Below are 16,993 nucleotides of genomic sequence, written 5' to 3'. Positions count from 1 at the left end.
AATCAGATTATTTGTCAGTTAAAATGATGAGCTATTACTTTTGATGTATGATAACAGAAACATCCTCGCATTACGAGCATCTGGAGCAGATGTCGGTTCACGATCTGCTGACAAATATTAATCAGGAAGATAAAACCGTACCATTGGCCGTGGAGAAGGCCATTCCACAGATTGAAGCTCTAGTGACCGAAATCGTCAAGCGGATGAAAGAGGGTGGGCGGCTGATTTATATCGGAGCCGGAACGAGTGGCCGATTGGGGGTGGTCGATGCTTCTGAATGTCCGCCAACTTACGGGGTGCCGCACGATCTGGTTATTGGGTTAATGGCTGGTGGCGATGGGGCTATCCGGAAAGCAGTTGAGTTTGCCGAAGATGATATTCAACAGGCCTGGAAAGATATAGCTCCGTATCATCCTGACTCACTCGATACAGTTATCGGAATAGCTGCTTCCGGGCGTACGCCATACGTAATCGGTGGGTTAAATCAGGCTAGAGAGGCCGGATTACTGACGGGATGTATTGTGTGTAACCCTGGTTCTGCTGTAGCGAAAGCCGCTGAGTTTCCGGTTGAGGTGGTGGTTGGCCCTGAATTTGTTACGGGCAGCACACGCATGAAAGCGGGTACGGCACAGAAACTGGTGTTGAATATGATTTCGACGTCGGTTATGATTCAGCTTGGTCGGGTAAAAGGAAATAAAATGGTCGATATGCAACTGACTAACATCAAATTGCAGGACAGAGCGGCCAAAATGGTGATGAGTGAAATAAACGTTAGCCGCGAGGAGGCTGAAGCATTACTGGAGCAATATGGTAACGTACGCGGAGCAATTGACAACTATAAGCGATAGTCTACTCCGTAGCCAGCCCGTTTTATGTAATACGTACATTTCGGCCGAGCGGTTGTAATTGGCCGCATTTGATCAGCGTTTGGGAGATTTCGGCAAGACATCGGAGGAGCGAATAGCAACCAACTGATGGTGTTGCCTTAATCTCCATTAGCGGCTTATTCTGCTGGTCGAGCGCTATATGCCAGCCCGGATGCTGAGGGTCGGGGAAAAACTGGAACGTAAAATCGTGAATGCGCTTAAGCCATTTTGGACAGTCGGGGTGGCGCGTTTGGAAATAGCTTTTCGTTAAAGCGGCTAAGGCTTCTACGTGCACCCAGGCCCATTTCTGGCTCCAGTCGGGAAAAATCAGCGGTTGTTTTTTCAGGTCAACGTACTGGTTTAAGCCGCCCGACAATTCATTCCAGGCTTGTTCGCACATATGCAGACACCAGGTCGTTACCTGCATAGCCAGTTTGCGATTCCCCGATTCAAGGGACAGATCCAGCAAAAAGTTTACTGCCTGAAACGTTAAACCGACATTGAGCCGGCGACCTTCGGGCGTATTGACAAACGAGCCTTCAGGCAGAATATACTCCCGCAACGTATCGGTTCGACGGTCCAGGAATTCACGTAACAGTTCATGCAAAACAATGTCAAGCGTTTCTTTCCAATCGTCTTCGGCTACCAATGGCTTGAGCTCCTGGGTGGCTTTTAGTAGCGCTATAGGCTCACTAAGATGGAGAAGAAGCTGTTGCTGACTCGTTGTCTGTGCGAGTTGTTTACGAACCACTTCTCTACGTTGCAGCAATTTGGCGAAGGTTTGTTTCGCTAACATGAACCACTCATCGGTTCGGGTGGCCTGGTAAAGCTGGGAATAGGCCATTGCCGTAAAACTATCCGACAGAAGATTGGTCGCGGTAGCCGTGGGGCGACCTAATCGATTTACCTGGGCATAAGTATGGATGCTTTCGCTGTGCGCAAACTGACTAATAAAATTACCACCGTGAATAGCGTGTTCCAGCCAGGCTGGTTGCCCATCAAGGGTATTGTAGAGCCAGGCAAAGGCCCAGGTTTGCTGAGCCTGTAGGGCAATATCTTTATTACTATCGAGAGCTTGCCCCGTATTCGTCAGGCAATCAAAATAACCACCATAGCGTTCATCCCGGCTGTTTTTTAGCCAAAACGGAACAGCCTGTCGTAAAAGCGCCTGTTGGTAGTCAGCAGAAAGTCGATGAAAGTCAAGCACGATGTAAAGATAAAGAGTCAGGAGCAACCGATTCAACTAGATTCGTTAAACCAAGTACGCCTGACTCTTTTTAGTCTCGTTGATTAATATGCTCGTTCGGTTTCCCGGTGTTCTTTCTCGTCAGGTAGTATAAATTTCATCGGTTTGCCAACCTGATGCGGTAATAGCGCAATGTCGAGAACCTGGCTAACATTATCTACGTAGTGGAATTTCAGGTCCTTGATATACGTAGTGTTGATTTCCTCAATATCCTTCCGGTTTTTTGAGCAGAGAATAATCTCTTTAATACCGGCTCGATTGGCCGCCAGTATTTTCTCCTTAATACCACCCACCGGTAATACTTTACCACGTAACGTTACTTCACCCGTCATTGCTACGTAGGGCTTCACCTTGCGTTGCGTATAAATGGAGGTCATTGACGTTAGCATAGTAATACCTGCCGAAGGACCATCTTTTGGAACGGCACCCGCCGGAATATGAATGTGCAGATCGTAATTATTGAAGATCCGGTAGTCGATACCTAGTTCATCAGCATGGGCTTTCATGTAAGACAGCGCTGTAATCGCCGATTCTTTCATTACGTCGCCCAACTGCCCCGATAAGGTCAATACGCCTTTTCCACGACTCAGACTTGACTCAATAAGCAGGATTTCGCCACCTACCTGTGTCCAGGCCAGGCCCGTAACAACGCCAGCAATATCGTCGTCGGCATAGAGTTCTTTATCGAAGATCTCTGCTCCCAGCATCTTAGGCACATCGGCGGCTTTCACCGTATGCGTGTAGTCTTCCTCCATGGCAATTGATTTCGCCACTTTACGCACCAGTGCCCCGATTTTTTGCTCCAGATTCCGAACCCCCGATTCGCGGGTATAACCTTCAATAATGCGAAGGATGGCCTTGTCTTCAATAATCAGATCTTTAGGCTTTAGACCATGATCTTTGCGTTGTTTAGGAATCAGGTATTTCTTGGCAATCTGGACCTTCTCTTCAACGGTGTAGCCTGTAATGTCGATGATCTCCATTCGGTCGCGAAGGGCCGGATGAATAGTATCGAGCGAGTTGGCCGTAGCGATAAACAAAACTCTGGAAAGGTCATATTCCGTTTCCAGGTAATTATCCATGAACGTTGAGTTCTGTTCCGGATCAAGTACTTCGAGTAAAGCCGACGATGGATCACCCCGGAAATCAGAGCTTACCTTGTCTATTTCGTCCAGAATAAAGACTGGATTAGACGAGCCACATTTCCGGATATTTTGAATAACCTTACCCGGCATGGCGCCAATATAGGTTTTACGGTGTCCGCGAATTTCTGCTTCATCGTGTACACCACCTAAGGCCATACGGCTGTATTTACGCCCCAGTGCTTTGGCTACCGACTTACCCAGCGACGTTTTACCAACACCAGGAGGACCGTAGAGGCACAGAATCGGGGCCTTCATATCGTTTTTAAGTTTCAGAACGGCCAGATATTCAATGATCCGTTCTTTTACTTTTTCCAGACCAAAATGGTCAGCATCCAGAATTTTCTGCGCCCGTTTCAGATCGAAATTGTCTTTCGTATACTCATTCCAGGGCAGATCGACCATTAGCTCAATGTAGTTCATGGTCACCGGATATTCAGGAGCCATTGGATTAATACGTTGGAGCTTGTTCAGTTCTTTGTCGAAATGGGCGCGTACTTCAGCTGGCCATTTCTTCCGATCGGCCCGCATCCGGAGTTCATCGATTTCACGGTCTGGATTATCCATACCCAATTCATCCTGCAACACCTTCATCTGCTGGCGCAGATAATAATCGCGCTGCTGCTGATCGAGATCCGATGAGGCTTTGGATTGAATTTCACGCTTTAGCTCCAGAAGCTGAACTTCACGTAGCGTGTATTCCAGAAGCAGGTTTGCCTGCTGGTTTCCTTCCAGGGTTTCCAATAGCCGCTGTTTATCAGCAACTTCGGCGTTAATGTTCGACGATAGGAAGTGCAACAGAAATGTTGGACTTTCGATATTGTCCAGTGCAATACGGGCTTCCTGAGGTATTTCGGGATTAAGGCGTAAGATCTTATACGCAGCATCCTTTACCGACTGCAATAAGGCTTTGCCTTCTTTACGGTTCACATTCGGGAACGAGTCCTCGATCTGACGAACCTGGGCTGTCATGAAAGGCTCTTCCTGAATAAACTGCTGAATTTCGAAGCGCTTCTTGCCCTGAATGATAATGGTGATATTACCATCCGGTAGCGTAATCATTTTTATGATATAGGCGACTGTTCCGAAGCGGTACAGGTCGTCGGCAGTTGGCTCGTCTTTTTGCTGATTTAACTGGGCAACTACACCAATGATTCGGTTTCCTTTATAGGCTTTTTTTACAAGCCGGATTGATTTTGCTCGACCAACCGTAACGGGAATAACCATGCCTGGAAATAACACTGTATTGCGAACAGGCAGAATAGGTAAGTTTGGCGGTAGTTCGTAATCTTCGTCTAACCCTTCTGGCGACCCTAGTGGCACAATTTCTAAATTGTCCGAGTCAAAATCGGCCAGCAATAATCGGGTAGCTAATTCTTTTTCTGAAATCATATATACACTGCCAAACTGGCAGCTTTCATTAGTGGTAGGTGTCCTAAACTTTTGGAAAGGTAAGGATATGAGCAAATTGCAACAGCCGTGCCATTCTATTGACCTATGACGAGACGGCAGGTCACTGGCTCACGTACAAAAGTAACGAAGTTGGGGTGTTACTAACCTAATAAATTTATTATTCAGAACGTAACATCCTGAATGGGCTGATTCTTGCGGAAAACAAATGTCTTTTTTTGCCCCTGATATTGAATATTTACCATATTTACCTGATCCTCAAATAACTCCATTAATACGTTTTGCTTCAGCAATCCACCTTTAAAAGGCTCGGTATAAGGCATTTCAAGATAAAGCCAATTGGCATCGGCTTCTATTTCGTGACCTACGTAGCTAAAGGCTTTGGGTTGCTTCTGTGAATTTACGTAAGCAAAGTGTGAACGGATGTATTTTTCTATTAAAGGATCAATTTTATCGGCTGCTACGTTGCCCGATAGCTGAATTTTGGTATTCGAATCCTGCGATAAGGCTTTTTCAAAATCGTCCGTGAAGATTCGGATGCTGATTTCAAACGTGCGCTCCTTAGGATTATACTGCATTTGGGTAACGCTGGCATGAAAATCATGAAGCGTCAGTGGCCGACTGCCTGACAGACAACCGGCCACTACAAGGATCACTCCAATTAGTAACTTAGGTAATTTCAAGGCTAAAAAGCGTTAACGCTGGCAAAAGCTACTAGACTACTTAAATAAGATGTCGAATGCATCATTAAAAAGAACAAAAGCCATCAGACCTAACAGGAAAATCATACCAACCCGTTGAGAAATCTCTAAAAACCGATCGGTTGGTTTTCTGCCCGAAATGATTTCATAGCTCAGTATGGTTGCATGACCGCCATCAAGAGCCGGAATAGGTAGGGCATTCATAAACGCCAATGCCATCGACAGCAGACCTGTAACGGTCCAGAAACGATTCCAGTCCCAAATGCCACCGAAGAGATCACGAGCAATTTTTCCTGGTCCGCTCAGGGCTTTTGACGCAGACACTTCACCCCGGAAAATCTTACCGAACCCTTTAATGTTATCGAACACAACCTGGAAGGCTTTTTTCGTACCGATGGATAATGCCTGACCAAATGTGTATTCTTCCCTGGTGACTGGTAGTAACAGTTTTGGATAGAAACCAATTGTGCCCTCTTCGGTCGTAGTCATGCTGATCGTAACGGGTTGCCCATTGCGGGAGACTACTAAGGTTAATGGTTTGTTTTTTAGCGGTTTTACAGCCTCCGTAAATTCATGGTAGAAACGAATGGGTTTACCGTTGGCGCTGGTAATGACATCGCCGGGCTTCAGGCCAGCTTTGGTTGCTGGCTGATCTGGAACTAACTCACCTACTTTGAATGGCTCGATAGGCTCAATAAATTGGCCAGCCGCCTTTTTATCGGCCAGTTTGTCCAGAAAATTATTCGGGATAAAAATATCTTCCAGCTTGCCATTCCGCTCAACGGTATAAGAACTATTGTCGCCTAAAAAGACATCGGAACTGCGGATTTCATTAAAATCAACGATGGATTTGCCGTTTACCTTAACAATCTTGTCGCCGGTTTGCAAGCCAATGCTTTTGGCTAGATCGTAGGCAACAATGCCGTATTTGGCATCTTTAGCGGCCAGATACGTATTACCATTTTTATAGGTAAGAATAACGAAGATCAGAATGCCGACAATAACATTGACAATAATGCCACCCAGCATAACAATCAGGCGCTGCCAGGCTGGTTTGGCTCTAAATTCGTAAGGTTGTGGTTCGGCGTTGACATGGGCCGTATCGAGCGATTCGTCGATCATTCCTGAAATCTTAACAAAGCCGCCAAGCGGAATAGCGCCAATGCCATATTCGGTTTCGCCCCGTTTGATACTCCAGATTTTAGGAGGAAAGCCGATGAAGTACTGTTCGACGCGCATACCAAACGCTTTTGCCGCTAACAAGTGCCCTAATTCATGCAAGCCTACCAAGATGGACAGACCCAAAATGAGCTGCCCGGCCATCACTAAAATTTCCATGTATTCGAAAAATACCGCTACGGCGGACCGTTATAATAAGATCAAAATTAAGATTATTTAACAACAGTGCTTCCCAAAACCAGATCTTGATAACTTGATGGGTATGGCTATTAAACCGGTTATAGGAGGCATTGATTACAAAAACGCTGCGGATAAGCGATATAATACAAACAGTTAAACCAAACTTTTAATTCGTTCAGAAGCCAACCGCCGGGCGGTATCGTCGGTCTGTACGTAATCGTCGTACGTTGGGTTTTGTACAAAGGAAGTTTTGAGCAGGCATGATTCAATGATTTCCGAAATTTCCAGAAAACCGATCTGATCATGCAGAAATGCATCGACAGCCACTTCGTTTGCCGCATTGATAATACAAGGAGCATTACCGCCCTGATTGAGTGCGTCGAAGGCCAGTTGCAGATTCCGGAACGTAGCGAGGTCGGGTTGTTCAAACGTCAGCGACGGATAATCCAGAAAATTAAAACGCGGGAAAGTTGACGGTAGCCGATTGGGATAACCCAGTGCGAACTGAATCGGTAAACGCATGTCGGGAAGGCCCATCTGCGCTTTGATGCTCCCATCTTCAAACTGAACCAGCGAGTGAATAATGCTCTGTGGATGGACAATAACGTCGATCTGGTCGGGCGTTAAACCAAACAGCCATTTGGCTTCGATTACTTCAAGGCCCTTGTTCATTAACGTAGCCGAATCAATCGTAATCTTGGCTCCCATCGTCCAGTTCGGGTGTTTGAGTGCCTGCGCTTTCGTTACGGTCGACAAAAACTCCCGCGACTTTCCACGGAATGGCCCTCCCGAAGCTGTCAGAATAATTTTCTCAATAGGGTTATGAAATTCGCCAACCAGACACTGGAAAATAGCCGAATGCTCGGAATCGACGGGATAGATGTTGACGCCTTTCTGGGCAGCCAGCCGCGTAATCAGTTCACCCGCCACAACCAGCGTTTCTTTGTTGGCCAGGGCAATCGATTTTCCCGCTTCAATGGCTTTAATGGTGGGTAACAAACCCGCATAACCGACCATGGCCGTAAGTACCATGTCGATCGTGTCCATTTGCACGACTGATGCAATGGCTTTAGCACCTGCATAGACCTTAATACCAATCGGATCGAGTGCTGAAAAAACCTGATCGTAGCGATCTTCATTACAAATAACCACTACGTTGGGCTTTACGTCGATGGCTTGCTGGATGAGCAAGTCGGCGTTATTGTTGGTTGTTAATACCTCAACCTGAAACTGATCGGGGTGAGACTTTACTACGTCAATAGCCTGCGTTCCGATTGAGCCAGTTGAGCCGAGGATAGCGATATGGCGTTTTTTTATATCAGTCATTTAGTTTACTACGTAAGTATTGAATATGCCGATAGTAAGGGGAGTCTAAACCTCCTTTAGTAACTCTTTGTCGCATTCAACTTTATCCACCATATCGACGAGTGCATTTTTCAGGTCAGGCAGATTTACGTTGATTACATCATACACTAAGTCATAATCAATACCTCGGTAATCATGAGCCAGAAAGTTTCGCATACCCGAAATATTACGCCAGGGAATTTGCGGATAATCCTCCTTTAAGCCATTGTCAATACGCTTTGATTCTTCTCCAATGGCAAGAAGTAAACCCCAGGTTGCGTTGTAATTTAATTGGTCATTAGACCAGACAAAATCTTCGACGTTATCAAAAGGACTACTATATAGTAAAATCTTTTCTATGCATTCCAGCATTGTACATATGTATGAAAGATTTTTTATACTATACATAAACCACCTCTTTGAGCATCGTATAGTTAGTAAATGGGTTCATATACCGTTGATTAATCAGGTCGGGCTTACGGCGTATTTGTTGCCTAATTAATCGCTGTAATCGTTCTCTGTTAACTAGTGATAAATGGCGACCTTCTATCATGGTATACACTAAATCGACATCACTTTTTTCTGTCTGTTCATTTCGAGCAAAGCTACTATAGAGTCCAATACGCTCAATACCAAAATCCTTGTACAATCGATCCAGGTTAGCTCTCAGAATTCCCAGTATAAATTCCTGGTCAATGATAGCAGGTTTCATCGCCTAAACCGTTTTATCTGCCTCTAATAGTCCTTCCGCAATGGTACGGTCGTTCGCCAGTCGGGGCACTTTGTTCTGACCGCCTAATTTACCCTGCGATTTCATATATCGCTGGAAGGAACCACGCGATAAGCTTGTCAACTTCAGCGGTTGCAGAATGGAGCCCGTAATCAGATCGTCGTAATATACGTTCAATTGCGTCAGTCGGTTGTCGACGTCCTGCGCGAAACGAGTGAGGTCGCCGGGAGACGTAGCAAATTCAACCAGCCACTCGTGATAAGGCAATCCTTCTTTTGGGCTAACCATCGGAGCTACCGTAAATTCCACCACCTCGGTTTCGGGCTGTTGCTGCATAGCAAATTGCAAGGCCTTTTCAACCTCTTCGCCGATGACGTGTTCGCCGAACGCCGAAATGAAGTGTTTGATACGTCCCGTTACCAGCAATCGATACGGCTCCCGCGATACAAACTTGACCGTATCGCCGAGCGAATACCCCCACAGTCCTGCATTGTTATTGATGATGACAGCATAATTCTTGCCTAGCTCCACTTCGCTGATGGTCAGACGACGCGGATTGTCGGAGAAGTAATCTTCTGCGGGTACAAATTCGAAAAAGATACCGCTGTCTAATAGGAGCAGTAGCCCTTCTTCCGTCTGAGAGTCCTGAAAGGCAAGAAAGCCCTCCGAAGCAGGATAGGTTTCAATCGAGTCGATCCGTTTGCCGATGCTCTCATAAAGTTTAGCCCGGTAAGGCTCAAAATTGACGCCGCCATAAACAAAGACCGAAAAATCAGGAAACACATCTTTGATCAGCTTGCCGGTACGTTCCTGAATCCGATCGAAGTACATCTGAACCCAGGGTGGAATACCTGAGATTAGCGACATTGACTGTGGCAACGTTTCGTCGATGATACGTTCCAGTTTCGTTTCCCAGTCGTCGATGGTATTGGTTTCATAACTTGGCAACTGGTTGGTGCGCAGATAAGCTGGTACGTGGTGATTGACGATGCCTGATAACCGACCAATATTGATGCCTGCTTTTTGCGTAAGCTCCGGGCTTCCCGACAGAAAAATAAGCTTCTTGTCCAGAAAGGCGCCATTGCCCGTTTCGTTAATGTAGTTCAGCAGCGCATCGCGGGCCGAATTGATGTGATTAGGAATCGAATCCTGCGTAATAGGAATGTATTTCGTTCCCGACGTAGTACCAGAGGTTTTGGCAAAGTACAAGGGTTTCCCTTTCCACAATACGTCGTCATTGCCAGCCAGTATCTGTTCAACATACGGCTTTAAGTCTTCGTAGTCGCGTACGGGGATGGCCTGCCTGAATTCTTCGATCGTATGGATGTCATTGAAATGATGGTCCCGGCCAAAAACCGTAGCGCGACCACCGTCAACCAGTTTTTGAAACCAGCGTTGTTGCGTTTCGGCGGGTGTATACATCCAGGTTTGCTGACGTTCTACTACCCATTTAGCCAATGGCTTACTGATGACTGAACGAATTCCCATAATGACGCAAATGTAAGGAAAACAGTTGGCGTCTTCAGCAGACAACGAGCGAGATGGAGCCGGGAGATGGATTTCTATGTTACTAACACTCGTTTGTGGCTAACGGAGACATAACTATTCTGATTGTCATATAAAAAATACAATAGACTATTCACATTTGGGCGTTGTTTCTCTTGAATAATCCATATTTTTGCAAACCTTTTAAAAAACAGTGCTTCTTTATAGAAGCAACAGATGACCTGGAATGGGACTTTTCAATTTTTTAACTAGCGACATTGCTATTGACCTGGGCACGGCGAATACCTTGATTATTCACAAGGATCGGATTGTGGTGGATGAGCCTTCGATTATTGCAATGGACAAAGCCAGCGGCAAAGTCCTGGCCATTGGCCATAAGGCCATGCAAATGCACGAAAAGACCAATGAGAATATAAAAACAATTCGTCCTTTAAAAGACGGCGTTATTGCCGACTTTACGGCGGCTGAGCTTATGATTCGGGGTATGATCAAGATGATCGATACCGGTAGCAAGCTCTTTTCGCCTTCGCATCGAATGGTGATCTGTATTCCATCGGGAATCACCGAGGTGGAGAAGCGGGCTGTCAAGGATTCGGCCGAACATGCCGGAGCCAAGGAAGTTTATATGGTGCACGAGCCAATAGCGGCAGCTATCGGTATTGGTATCGATATTACGCAGCCCAACGGTACGATGATTGTTGATATCGGTGGCGGAACTACCGAAATCGCCGTGATTGCTTTATCGGGAATTGTCTGCGAACAGTCGATCCGTATTGCTGGCGATGTGTTTACCCGCGATATTGTTGATTACATGCGCCGGGAACACAATCTGCTCATTGGTGAACGCTCAGCCGAGCAGATCAAAATGGAGGTTGGTTCAGCGTTGCCTGAACTCGATAATCCACCTGCCGACTACGAAATCCGTGGCCGCGACCTGATGACCGGTATCCCTAAAGAAATTAAGGTGACCTACAGTGAGATCGCCTACTCGCTCGATAAATCGATCTCGAAAATTGAAGAGGCTACCATGAAAGCCCTCGAAATTTCGCCACCGGAGCTATCGGCCGATATTTACACGAATGGAATTCACCTAACGGGTGGTGGTGCCTTGCTGCACGGACTCGATAAGCGCCTGGGAGCAAAAACCAAACTGCCCATCCACGTGGCCGACGATCCGCTCAAAGCCGTTGTGAAAGGAACAGGTGAAGTGATCAAAAATCTGGATTTATATAAATCAGTCCTGATTAGCTAATTTTTGTAGCCTGGACGGCCACGTCCGGGTATTTATTAGGTTGATTTATCCAACTCCCTGATAAATACTCGGACGTGGCCGTCCAGGCTACTTTCTTTACCCACCATGGGAGAATTAGTCGATTTTTTTTTACGGAGCCGCAATTTCATTTTGTTCGTGTTGCTGGAAGTACTTTGCTTCTACTTCATCATCAACACGAGCAATTATTGGAGTGCTACGTACTTTAATACGTCAAATCGATACGCGGCCAAGATTTTGGCCTGGTCTAACGCAGCCAACGAATACGCTAACCTGGAGCAGGTCAATGCCGACCTGGCAACCGAGAATAATCGCCTACGTAGCCAGCTGACACAGGTATTGCAAAGCAAACCTGCCGCTCCAGTGCAATACCAGGCCGATTCTACCTTCGCTAATCGCTTTAAGTTTACGGTAGCGAAGGTTGTTAATAACACGACCCAGTTTGCCAATAACTATATCACTATCGATAAAGGTACCGATGATGGCATTCGACCGGGTATGGGCGTTATTTCACCGACTGGCATCGTAGGAAAGGTAAAGATTTGTAATCGAAACTTTTCCGTTATTACGTCTATTCTGCATTCCGATTATCTGGTTTCGTCCCAGCTCATTAAAGCGGGCGAAATTGGCACGTCGAAGTGGGATGGCGTAGATCCGCACCTGATTAAACTGAACGATATTTCGCTGACGAAAAAGGTTAGCAAGGGAGATTCTGTCGTTACGTCGGAGCGGAACTCTACCTTCCCGCCCGGTATCTTAATTGGACGGGTTCGCTCGGTTGGGATACAGCCGAACAAAGTATTCCATGATCTCACCCTCGATCTGGCTACCAATTTCAGTAGTCTGGCCTTCGTCTATGTGGTCGAAAATCGTCTCCAGGGCGAGCAGGAACAATTAGAAAAACAAGTTGAAACCGATAAATGAGTTTCGGCCTTTAGTGCTTTGACCGCTAAAGCCGATAACTGCAACCTATTTCATTGTGACTTTACGCGAAATTCTGTCAACTGCATTTTTGTTTTTGCTTTACCTCGTATTGCAAATCCTGCTTGTGCGGAATTTGGTGCTCTTCGATTACGCGTTCTGTTTTATCTACATTGCCTGTATTCTGTTGTTGCCCAATGAAACCAGCCTGACCTGGTTATTGCTTATCGCCTTTGTGACCGGTATTATCGTTGATACGTTCTACAATACGTTAGGCATGCATGCCGCATCGACGGTGCTCATGGCATATTTCAGACCGTTAGTGGTACGAACCCAGATTGACGTGCCGGGTATGGAATCCCGTATCGAATTCACATTGAAGGAACTGGGTGTAGGCGTGTTTTTTCGCTACGTCTTCATTATGGCTTTGCTTCATCATTCTGCTCTTTTCTTTATCGAAGCCAGTAGCGTCAGCTTACTCATTCCAACGTTGATTCGCGTAGCAGCCAGTACGCTGTTTACAACGGTGAGCATTGTGCTGATTCAATTCTTTACCAGAAACTAAATGATGTAGGATGTATGTATGGTATATGAACGATGATATCTCTGGAGAGAATTTCGTATAGCATACATCGCACTTCATACATCTTACGCCGTGGCAGAAACCTTAGTAATTCCCCAAACCGCAGATCGGCAGGCCATTTATGATAGCCTGATACCACAAATTGCTGCACTGATTGAGGGTGAGACAGATTTGATCGCTAATCTGGCTAACGTAGCAGCAGCGCTAAAGCAGGCCTTTGGCTTTTTCTGGGTTGGTTTTTATCTAAAGAAAGATAATCAGTTGGTTCTTGGGCCTTTTCAGGGACCTATTGCCTGCACGCGCATTGCATTTAACAAGGGCGTATGTGGGGCGGCCTATACCCGTAAAGAAACGATTCTTGTGCCTGATGTGGAGCTTTTTCCAGGTCATATTGCCTGTAGTTCTGCCTCAAAGTCTGAAGTTGTTGTGCCTGTGTTTAGCGCTGATGGCGAGGTCAGCATGGTGCTGGATGTTGATAGTGATCAGCTTAACGACTTCTGCGACATTGATGTGAAAGGTTTGGACAAAATAGCCGCTTTGATTACCCGTTCGTGTTTGAGCTGAGTAGACTTTGGCCTCTGGGCGTTGTTAAGATGTAATTAAATCCGCTAAACAGGTTAAACGATTGACTGGTCTGGTCGTCTTAGGTACAAAATAACTGTAACGAACCATGCTTAAGAAAATCGCATTAAGTGGCCTGGTGTTAACGATGTTTGCACTACCTCTGCTTGCTCAGCAAACAACAACGCCGGATGCACCAGCTGCCCGGATGGGAAAAGGTCGGGGTATGCAACAGTATCAGGCAGCAGATCCGGCTACACGGGCTCAGAAAATGACGGATCGAATGACCAGGCAACTTGAACTGGATCAGGCTACGTCTAAAAAAGTATACGATGTTCTACTGGCGCGTGCCGAGAAAGTAGACGCTATTCAGAAAGGCTCCGATGATAATAAGACGAAGGCCCAGGCATTGAAAGCGAATGCCGATGACTTCAAAAGTAAAATGAAGAGCATTCTGACACCGGATCAATACACCAAATTTGAATCCATGCGGGGTCGTAGGGGCCGAGATAGCAACAATAGCGATAAGGACGACCAGAACTAATTTAGAACGATTGATACAATTAACCCCCAACTTTCCTCTAGGCAAGGATTGGGGGTTAATTGTTAGTAATAGGAATTGATGATCAGGAAACGATTCGTCCTAACGGCCGGATGACAGGAAATTAACAATTGCAGTAAAGTTTTTGGTGAGTTTCCTTTTTTGAGAAATTCGCCAGGGGCTATGTCTTTTTTTTCTCGTCGACAATTTATTCGGGATACGTCAATAACGGCTGCCGCTATGGCAGCACCTACCATTCTTTCGGCTAAAACCAGCTCAAAAAAGGCCGATGCGGTCATTTTAGGTCATAATGGCTTTCGGTATCGGATTGTTCCGGGCTGGGGCGTATTAGATGCGGGTAAAAATCCCGTCAATGACTGCCACGAAATGGTGCAGGACGCTAAAGGACGGATTATTCTGCTGACCAACGAAACCAAAAACAATATCCTTATCTACGATAAGTCAGGTAAGCTTCTGGAGTCCTGGGGGCATGAGTATCCAGGAGGACATGGCCTGACGCTCGGTGGAGAAGGTAACGACCAATACCTGTTAATAACCGATACAGATCGGCATCAGGTGGTTAAAACTGATCTGAAAGGGCGCGAGCTGATGAAGCTGGACTATCCCAGAGAAACAGGGGCCTATGCGTATCCCTCTCAGTTTAAACCCACTGAAACCGCCGTTAACCCAGCTAATGGCGACATTTACGTAGTGGATGGCTACGGCCTGAACTACGTAACGCAATACGATAAAAACGGTAAGTTGATCCGCTACTGGGGCGGTAAGGGCGATACTGACGCTACGTTCGATTGCTGTCATGGTATTGTGGTCGATCGACGTAATGCGTCTAATTCAACGCTGCTGATTACTGATCGTCGGCATAACGCTCTGAAACGGTTTACGCTCGATGGGAAATACGTATCGACAATTGCGCTGCCCGGCTCCTACATTTGTCGCCCAGTTATTCATCGGGAGAATATTTACGGCGCTGTTTTCAGAAGTACGTCCGACAGTTATCCCGATTCAGGATATATCACTATCCTCGACAAAAACGACCGGGTTATCTCAACGCCCGGCGGGACCGAGCCAATCTATCAGGGTAATAAATTGACCGAGCAGCGAAAGGATCGCAGTACATCAACGTTTTTGCATCCGCACGATGTGCTGGTCGACGAAGATGATAATATCTACGTGGCGCAGTGGGCCTCCAGGAAAACCTATCCAATTAAGTTAGAACGTGTTGCGTAGCTCCGTACTTCAATGACGAACGTATCCATTTTTTTACAGGCTACTCCGGCAGCGCCTGCCGACTGGGTGTTGTTTTTTGGGCGCTTTCATCCGCTGATCGTTCATCTACCGATTGGTTTCCTGCTGATTGCCGGCTTGCTTGAACTAGATCGGCTAACCCGCCGGAATACGGTCAGTCCACACACCATTACGTTGATTTTGTTCTGGTCGGCGGTGAGTGCTACAATGGCTTGTGTATTTGGCTACATGCTGTCGCAGGAGGGAGGTTATGATGCTGAAGCGCTTAGTTCTCATCAGTGGCAGGGTATTGCTGTGGCGGTGTTTGCCTGGCTTGCCTGGGCCGTGAAGTCAGAGAATCTGGGTCGATTGATCCCATTTGCTCAGCTGATTTATTTGCCCGCTCTGGCAGTTGCGCTGGTAATGCTATTGGCCGCTGGGCATCAGGGCGGAAACTTAACGCATGGCTCCGATTTTCTGACTCAGTACGCTCCCGAATCAGTCCGTACCATGGCCGGGCTTCCAGCCAAACAAAACGAGTTTAAAGCAGAACCCATCACTGATGTGAATCAGGCACTGGTCTATCAGCAAATCGTCAATCCAATTCTACAAACGCGTTGTGTACAGTGCCATAATGCGGACAAGTCGAAGGCGGGACTGCGGCTGGATTCTCCCGATATGATCAGAAAAGGGTCTGAAGATGGCCCTGTCTTTGTTGCGGGAAAGGGTACGGCGAGCCAGTTGGTGAAAGTTTGTCTGTTGCCGGAAGAAGATGATCATCACATGCCTCCCAAAGGAAAAACACAGCTGACGGAAGGGCAGGTTGCTTTGTTGACCTGGTGGATTGACCAGGGTGCTTCATTTGATAAAAAAGTAGCTGATTTAACGACTAATGATGCCATTAGACCCGTATTGGCCGCGCTGGGTGGAGAGTCGGCGGGTACGAATGGGTCTGCCGTAGCTACTACTGGCCGTAATACCGGATCACCAGCTCCTGAATCAGCCGTTTTGACCATGAAATTACCCGCAGTCGATCCGAAGGTGGTCGACGAATTGAAAAAAACGGGCTTGCTGGTTTTGCCGCTATCAAAGGAGCAGAATCAGCTGGAAGTGAGCGCTGTCAATGCGCGGACGTTCAATGACGCCCAGGCAGCCTTGTTGCCAAAATTGAGCCAACAGCTGGTGTGGTTGAAGCTGGGCGATACGGAGATTTCCGATGCTTCATTAGCCGCTGTTGCTAAACTGAAAAACCTGCAAAAACTCCATCTCGAACGAACAGGCGTGACCGATGCCGGGCTGAAGCAACTTAAAGGGTTGACGAATCTGGAATACCTGAATCTGTATGGAACCGCAGTGACTGACGCTGGTCTGGCAGAATTAGCAGGAATTAAAAGCCTGAAAAAGGTTTATCTGTGGCAGACGAAAGCAACCGCGCAGGGGATTGATAATCTCAAAAAGGCAATGCCGTCTCTGGAAATCGTTGGTGGAATCGACGAAAAAGCCGTTGCTGAATTTGCGAAAGCCAATGCCGCAGATAGTAAAACTGAAACCGACAAAAAGAACTAACG

16 protein-coding genes are annotated in these 16,993 nt (G+C 46.6%); 8 read left to right on the top strand and 8 right to left on the bottom strand.

Going from position 1 to position 16,993, the window contains the following annotated elements; all coding sequences use genetic code 11:
- Nucleotides 1-47: 47 nt before the first annotated feature.
- Complete coding sequence (murQ, locus tag GK108_RS27050) at nt 48-848, top strand: N-acetylmuramic acid 6-phosphate etherase (protein ID WP_163954714.1); 801 nt, start codon at nt 48-50, stop codon at nt 846-848.
- A gap of 22 nt (nt 849-870) precedes the next feature.
- Here the strand turns inward: murQ and GK108_RS27045 are convergent, their stop codons facing one another.
- The 8 genes from GK108_RS27045 to GK108_RS27010 all read right to left on the bottom strand — a co-directional run bounded on the left by GK108_RS27045 (nt 871) and on the right by GK108_RS27010 (nt 10,286).
- Nucleotides 871-2,073, bottom strand: a complete 1,203-nt coding sequence (locus GK108_RS27045) for an AGE family epimerase/isomerase (RefSeq protein WP_163954713.1) — start codon at nt 2,071-2,073, stop codon at nt 871-873.
- An 83-nt stretch (nt 2,074-2,156) separates the two neighbouring features.
- Nucleotides 2,157-4,646: an endopeptidase La gene (lon, locus tag GK108_RS27040; protein WP_163954712.1), complete on the bottom strand. Its 2,490-nt coding sequence runs from the start codon at nt 4,644-4,646 to the stop codon at nt 2,157-2,159.
- A 182-nt stretch (nt 4,647-4,828) separates the two neighbouring features.
- Nucleotides 4,829-5,347 carry a DUF6702 family protein gene (locus tag GK108_RS27035; protein WP_246225196.1) on the bottom strand — a complete coding sequence of 173 codons (519 nt, stop codon included), beginning with the start codon at nt 5,345-5,347 and terminating at the stop codon, nt 4,829-4,831.
- 36 nt (nt 5,348-5,383) lie between these two features.
- Nucleotides 5,384-6,703 (bottom strand): RIP metalloprotease RseP, encoded by a 1,320-nt coding sequence (gene rseP / locus GK108_RS27030; protein WP_163954711.1) that lies wholly within the window; start codon nt 6,701-6,703, stop codon nt 5,384-5,386.
- Between the two features lie 174 nt (nt 6,704-6,877).
- On the bottom strand, nt 6,878-8,050 hold the full coding sequence (locus GK108_RS27025; RefSeq protein WP_163954710.1) for a 1-deoxy-D-xylulose-5-phosphate reductoisomerase: 1,173 nt from the start codon (nt 8,048-8,050) through the stop codon (nt 6,878-6,880).
- A 45-nt stretch (nt 8,051-8,095) separates the two neighbouring features.
- Entirely contained in the window at nt 8,096-8,440 is a 345-nt protein-coding gene (locus tag GK108_RS27020) for a HepT-like ribonuclease domain-containing protein (RefSeq protein ID WP_163954709.1), read from the bottom strand.
- Nucleotides 8,441-8,468: 28 nt separating this feature from the next.
- On the bottom strand, nt 8,469-8,780 hold the full coding sequence (locus GK108_RS27015; protein WP_163954708.1) for a nucleotidyltransferase family protein: 312 nt from the start codon (nt 8,778-8,780) through the stop codon (nt 8,469-8,471).
- A gap of 3 nt (nt 8,781-8,783) precedes the next feature.
- A complete protein-coding gene (locus GK108_RS27010) occupies nt 8,784-10,286 on the bottom strand; it encodes a GH3 auxin-responsive promoter family protein (protein ID WP_163954707.1) in 1,503 nt (500 codons plus the stop codon).
- Between the two features lie 244 nt (nt 10,287-10,530).
- Between GK108_RS27010 and GK108_RS27005 the strand changes: the two genes are divergently transcribed.
- The 7 genes from GK108_RS27005 to GK108_RS26975 all read left to right on the top strand — a co-directional run bounded on the left by GK108_RS27005 (nt 10,531) and on the right by GK108_RS26975 (nt 16,991).
- Complete coding sequence (locus GK108_RS27005; RefSeq protein WP_163954706.1) at nt 10,531-11,556, top strand: rod shape-determining protein; 1,026 nt, start codon at nt 10,531-10,533, stop codon at nt 11,554-11,556.
- 105 nt (nt 11,557-11,661) lie between these two features.
- Nucleotides 11,662-12,498, top strand: coding sequence for a rod shape-determining protein MreC (mreC, locus tag GK108_RS27000; protein WP_163954705.1), 837 nt, complete (start codon nt 11,662-11,664; stop codon nt 12,496-12,498).
- Between the two features lie 55 nt (nt 12,499-12,553).
- Complete coding sequence (locus tag GK108_RS26995) at nt 12,554-13,060, top strand: hypothetical protein (RefSeq protein ID WP_163954704.1); 507 nt, start codon at nt 12,554-12,556, stop codon at nt 13,058-13,060.
- Nucleotides 13,061-13,150: 90 nt separating this feature from the next.
- Nucleotides 13,151-13,642, top strand: coding sequence for a GAF domain-containing protein (locus tag GK108_RS26990; protein ID WP_163954703.1), 492 nt, complete (start codon nt 13,151-13,153; stop codon nt 13,640-13,642).
- A 106-nt stretch (nt 13,643-13,748) separates the two neighbouring features.
- Nucleotides 13,749-14,183, top strand: coding sequence for a DUF4890 domain-containing protein (locus GK108_RS26985; RefSeq protein WP_246225194.1), 435 nt, complete (start codon nt 13,749-13,751; stop codon nt 14,181-14,183).
- Nucleotides 14,184-14,363: 180 nt separating this feature from the next.
- The gene (locus GK108_RS26980) at nt 14,364-15,428 is read left to right on the top strand and encodes an NHL repeat-containing protein (protein WP_163954702.1); all 1,065 of its coding nucleotides are present in this window, start codon (nt 14,364-14,366) and stop codon (nt 15,426-15,428) included.
- A 12-nt stretch (nt 15,429-15,440) separates the two neighbouring features.
- Nucleotides 15,441-16,991, top strand: coding sequence for a c-type cytochrome domain-containing protein (locus GK108_RS26975; protein WP_163954701.1), 1,551 nt, complete (start codon nt 15,441-15,443; stop codon nt 16,989-16,991).
- The last annotated feature ends 2 nt before the right edge of the window (nt 16,992-16,993 follow it).

Origin of the sequence: Spirosoma terrae (assembly GCF_010435915.1) — a bacterium.
Taxonomy (GTDB): domain Bacteria; phylum Bacteroidota; class Bacteroidia; order Cytophagales; family Spirosomataceae; genus Spirosoma; species Spirosoma terrae.
The sequence above is the reverse complement of the archived record's forward strand: the minus strand, read 5'-3'. Positions and strand labels throughout refer to the sequence as shown.